Origin of the sequence: Planktothrix sp. FACHB-1355, assembly GCF_014748295.1 — a bacterium.
Taxonomy (GTDB): domain Bacteria; phylum Cyanobacteriota; class Cyanobacteriia; order Cyanobacteriales; family Aerosakkonemataceae; genus Aerosakkonema; species Aerosakkonema funiforme_A.
On record NZ_JACJUP010000692.1, the window covers coordinates 1 to 3710 of the forward strand.

4 protein-coding genes are annotated in these 3710 nt (G+C 44.9%); all 4 read left to right on the forward strand.

Annotated features, from left to right (window positions below):
* A partial coding sequence (gene egtC, locus H6S82_RS23150; RefSeq protein WP_191056775.1) for an ergothioneine biosynthesis protein EgtC occupies positions 1 to 658 on the forward strand: 658 nt, incomplete at its 5' end.
* A gap of 52 nt (positions 659 to 710) precedes the next feature.
* The gene (locus H6S82_RS23155) at positions 711 to 1964 is read left to right on the forward strand and encodes an SUMF1/EgtB/PvdO family nonheme iron enzyme (RefSeq protein ID WP_190465200.1); all 1254 of its coding nucleotides are present in this window, start codon (positions 711 to 713) and stop codon (positions 1962 to 1964) included.
* A gap of 47 nt (positions 1965 to 2011) precedes the next feature.
* Positions 2012 to 2311 carry a hypothetical protein gene (locus tag H6S82_RS23160; RefSeq protein WP_190465176.1) on the forward strand — a complete coding sequence of 100 codons (300 nt, stop codon included), beginning with the start codon at positions 2012 to 2014 and terminating at the stop codon, positions 2309 to 2311.
* A gap of 41 nt (positions 2312 to 2352) precedes the next feature.
* A complete protein-coding gene (gene egtD / locus H6S82_RS23165) occupies positions 2353 to 3417 on the forward strand; it encodes an L-histidine N(alpha)-methyltransferase (RefSeq protein ID WP_190465177.1) in 1065 nt (354 codons plus the stop codon).
* The last annotated feature ends 293 nt before the right edge of the window (positions 3418 to 3710 follow it).

Below are 3710 nucleotides of genomic sequence, written 5' to 3' on the forward strand. Positions count from 1 at the left end.
GTTTGGTATTGGTTGGTATCACGCACAACGAGACACCGATCCTTTTACTTACAAAAATTTGCTGCCCATCTGGAACGATATTAACTTACCGAACCTCAGTCGCTATATCGAGTCGGGTTGCATTGTTGCCAATGTTCGTAGTGCCACTGCGGGACAAGCAGTAGATTTGAGTAATTGTCAGCCTTTTCGTAGCGATCGTTTGTTATTCACTCATAATGGCTTTATCGAAAATTTTCGCCATAGTTTATACAGACCGATACGCAGCCGACTGAGGGATGAAACTTACCAGGCGATTGATGGTTCTACAGATTCAGAACATATTTTCGCACTGCTGATTAACGAGTTGCTAGCTAACCCAGATATTAATTTAGAAAAAGCATTGCAAAATACGTTAATAACTTTGTCGGAGTTGGCGCAATTGCATCAAGTCAATATCTCTGCCAACATCATTGTTACGGATGGAAAGCAATTAGTTGCATCTCGCTTTGGTAGGGGGAAACCTGCACCTTCGCTTTATTGGTTGCGGGACGATCCAGCTTTTCCAAATGCGGTAATTATTGCTTCGGAACCTTTATTTGCTGGGAATTGGATCGGCTTTTCTGAAAATAGCGTTATTAGTGTGGGAGAAGACCTTGATATCCAAATCGATTCGTTCTGAACTAAGCCAGTCCAGTACCGCAGACGAACGGCGACAAGAAATTAAACAGGCGATGCAGCTTTGTCGTGCTGGTACTTTGGCGCTATTTGAAGATATCGATCGCACAACTTTTTCCCAACAACCGCATCCAGAATTTAGTCCTGTAGGTTGGCATTTAGGTCATATTGGCTACGCGGAGGCTTTGTGGTTGTTGGAACATTGTGCAAAATCGCAGTTACCTCCTCTTACCAAGGATGGAAAAATTATCCCCTATCGTCACTTGTTGGCAGCTGATGGTTTACTGAAGGGAGAACGGGTTAATTTACCGACACTTGCAGAAATTTGCGCTTATTTGGATACAGTAAGAAAAGAAGTTTTTGATTATTTGGAAAGAGCGCCTTTAGATGAGGAAGAACGTCTTTGGCGGTTTATCATTCAACATGAAAGCCAGCACAGCGAAATTATTTATTTCCTATTGCAATTGCAACGACGGTCATCGCTCAATCCTCAATTTTCAGAAACACAACTAATAACTGACAACGGACAACTAACAGAGACGATCGCAATTCCGGCGGGTGAGTTTGAGATGGGGAATGATACGATCGATGCTTTGGATAACGAACGCCCCTGTCATCGAGTTTACCTGGATACTTATCAGATCGATCGCTACCCGGTGACTTGCGGACAATATCGCTTGTTTATGGAAGCAGGAGGCTATCAAAATCGGCAATGGTGGACACCTGCGGGATGGGAATGGTTGCAAGCAAATCAATTTACACAACCGCTTTATTGGATAGAAGACTCAGCATGGGACGATCGTCCCGTTTGTGGCGTTAGCTGGTACGAAGCAGATGCCTTTGCGCGATTTGTGGGCAAGCGACTGCCAACAGAGGCAGAATGGGAAAAAGCGGCTAGTTGGGATGCAGCAGCCAATCGTCGGCGCACATATCCGTGGGGTGAGGAAAAACCGAACGCGCATCTATGCAATCACGACTGCATAAAACAGAAGCAACAAGGAAATTCCGCAATCCAAAATCCCACCACCCCAGTAACTGCTTACCCTGCCGGTCAAAGTGCATACGGTTTGTACGATACTCTGGGGAATGTCTGGGAATGGACATCTAGTTGGTTCGATGGTTACGAAGGTTTTGAGTACTATCCTTACCGGGGATATTCGCAAGTTTATTTCGATCGACAGCATCGAGTGCTGAAAGGTGGCAGTTGGGCCACCCGTCCTTGGGCATTGCGCTGTAGCTTTCGCAACTGGTATCACCCAGGTGTGCGGCAAATTTTGGCAGGATTTCGGTGTGCAATAGGTAGGGGTTAGGGGAAGAAGGGCGTTAGGGATTGTGATAGTTTTGAAACATCGGCACCATGAGTCATATCATATCCGGTAACATCGATCGCGTAAAAATATCCCTCTCTTATCTGCGTATATCTGCGTACATCTGCGGTAAAAATTTACTCCTCTATCCCAGCAGAAAATTTTCCGCATCACTCTTACACTATCGGCACAACCAGACAAGGATCTTAAGTCGCCTTTTGGTGGGAAAATACGGAAAGAACGGACGCGATTTGGAAACATCTTGCGCTGGTGCGATTTTATCGTGTGGTGCTTTGTGTTTCACTGATTTAGTCTGTTGTGCAAATCTTTTTTATTTGGCGTTATTGTAGCGTGCGCGAAGCGCGATCGCTCCCATACAAACGGAGGTTGAATGACGATATCTAAAACTGCAAGCGGTAAAGCTGCTTTTCCATACACGATCGAAAAACGCTTGCAGATAGAGTATCTACTCAGCGCCACGGCGCTTTCCCAACATAAACAGTCTGACGGTAGCGATGTTGTCTGGGGATTGACTCAGACTCCCAAAACTATACCGCCGCGATATTTTTATGACGATCCCGGTTCCCAATTATTTGAGCAAATCTGCGAGTTACCGGAATACTATCTCACACGCACAGAAGGTGCAATTTTGCAAGGGTGCGCTGCTGAAATTGCTCGACTGACGGGTGCGTGCGAAATTGTGGAACTGGGTAGCGGTAGTTCAACTAAAACCCGCATTCTACTTGATGCCTACAATAAATTAGGCTACCCCCTGGGCTATGTGCCGATCGACGTGAGTGCTGGCATCCTCGAAAGCAGTGCGAGGGAATTGTTGGCAGATTATCCATCGCTGGTTGTTCGAGCTTTGGTTAGCACTTACGAACTGGCGCTGGAAAGACTGGAAGCATCTCGCTTGGCGACGCGGATGATTTGTTTTTTGGGTAGCACGCTGGGTAATCTCAATCGAGAAGAGTGCGATCGCTTTTTATCCCAAATCGCCGATGCGCTCAATGTAGGGGAATATTTCTTGCTTGGCGTAGATCTGCAAAAGTCGGAATATCTGCTGAATGCAGCTTATAACGACAGTCAAGGTGTCACGGCAGCTTTTAATTTGAATATGCTGGAGCATCTGAACTGGCGTTTTGATGGCAATTTTGACAAAGCGCAATTTGAACACTGGGCTTTTTACAACAAATCTCAGTCTCAAATTGAAATGCACTTGCGGAGTGTGCGATCGCAAACTGTGCAATTACGCGCTCTCGACCTCACAGTTGAGTTTGAAAAAGGCGAAACAATTTTTACGGAAATTTCCCGCAAATTCGACCTCAACTCCATACAGAAGGAACTCCAGGGACACGATTTAGTACCTCTTCAGGTTTGGACTGACCCAAATCAGTGGTTTGGTGTCCTTCTTTGTCAGATGCAAAAGACAAAATCAGTCTCCGTTACTGCTTAAAAAGCAGGATTATTTTCTGGTTTTGTTGAGGCGCACAAATATGTGCGCCTTTCACGTTATTTTAAGAAATAAATACATTTTTTAACTTTGCTCTTGAGGTAAATAAACCAAAGGTAATTGTAGCCTGGGCACTCCCAGCCTACAATTTTGTCCATAGCTACACAGAAACCCGGTTTCTAGGCTGTACTTTAGGGAACTGAAATCCGTTATAAGCAATTGCTTAAAACTCAGATGCGAAAAGCGCTTGTTATGACATTTTAACAAAGTGTATGAAATTTTAGTATAATTACTGA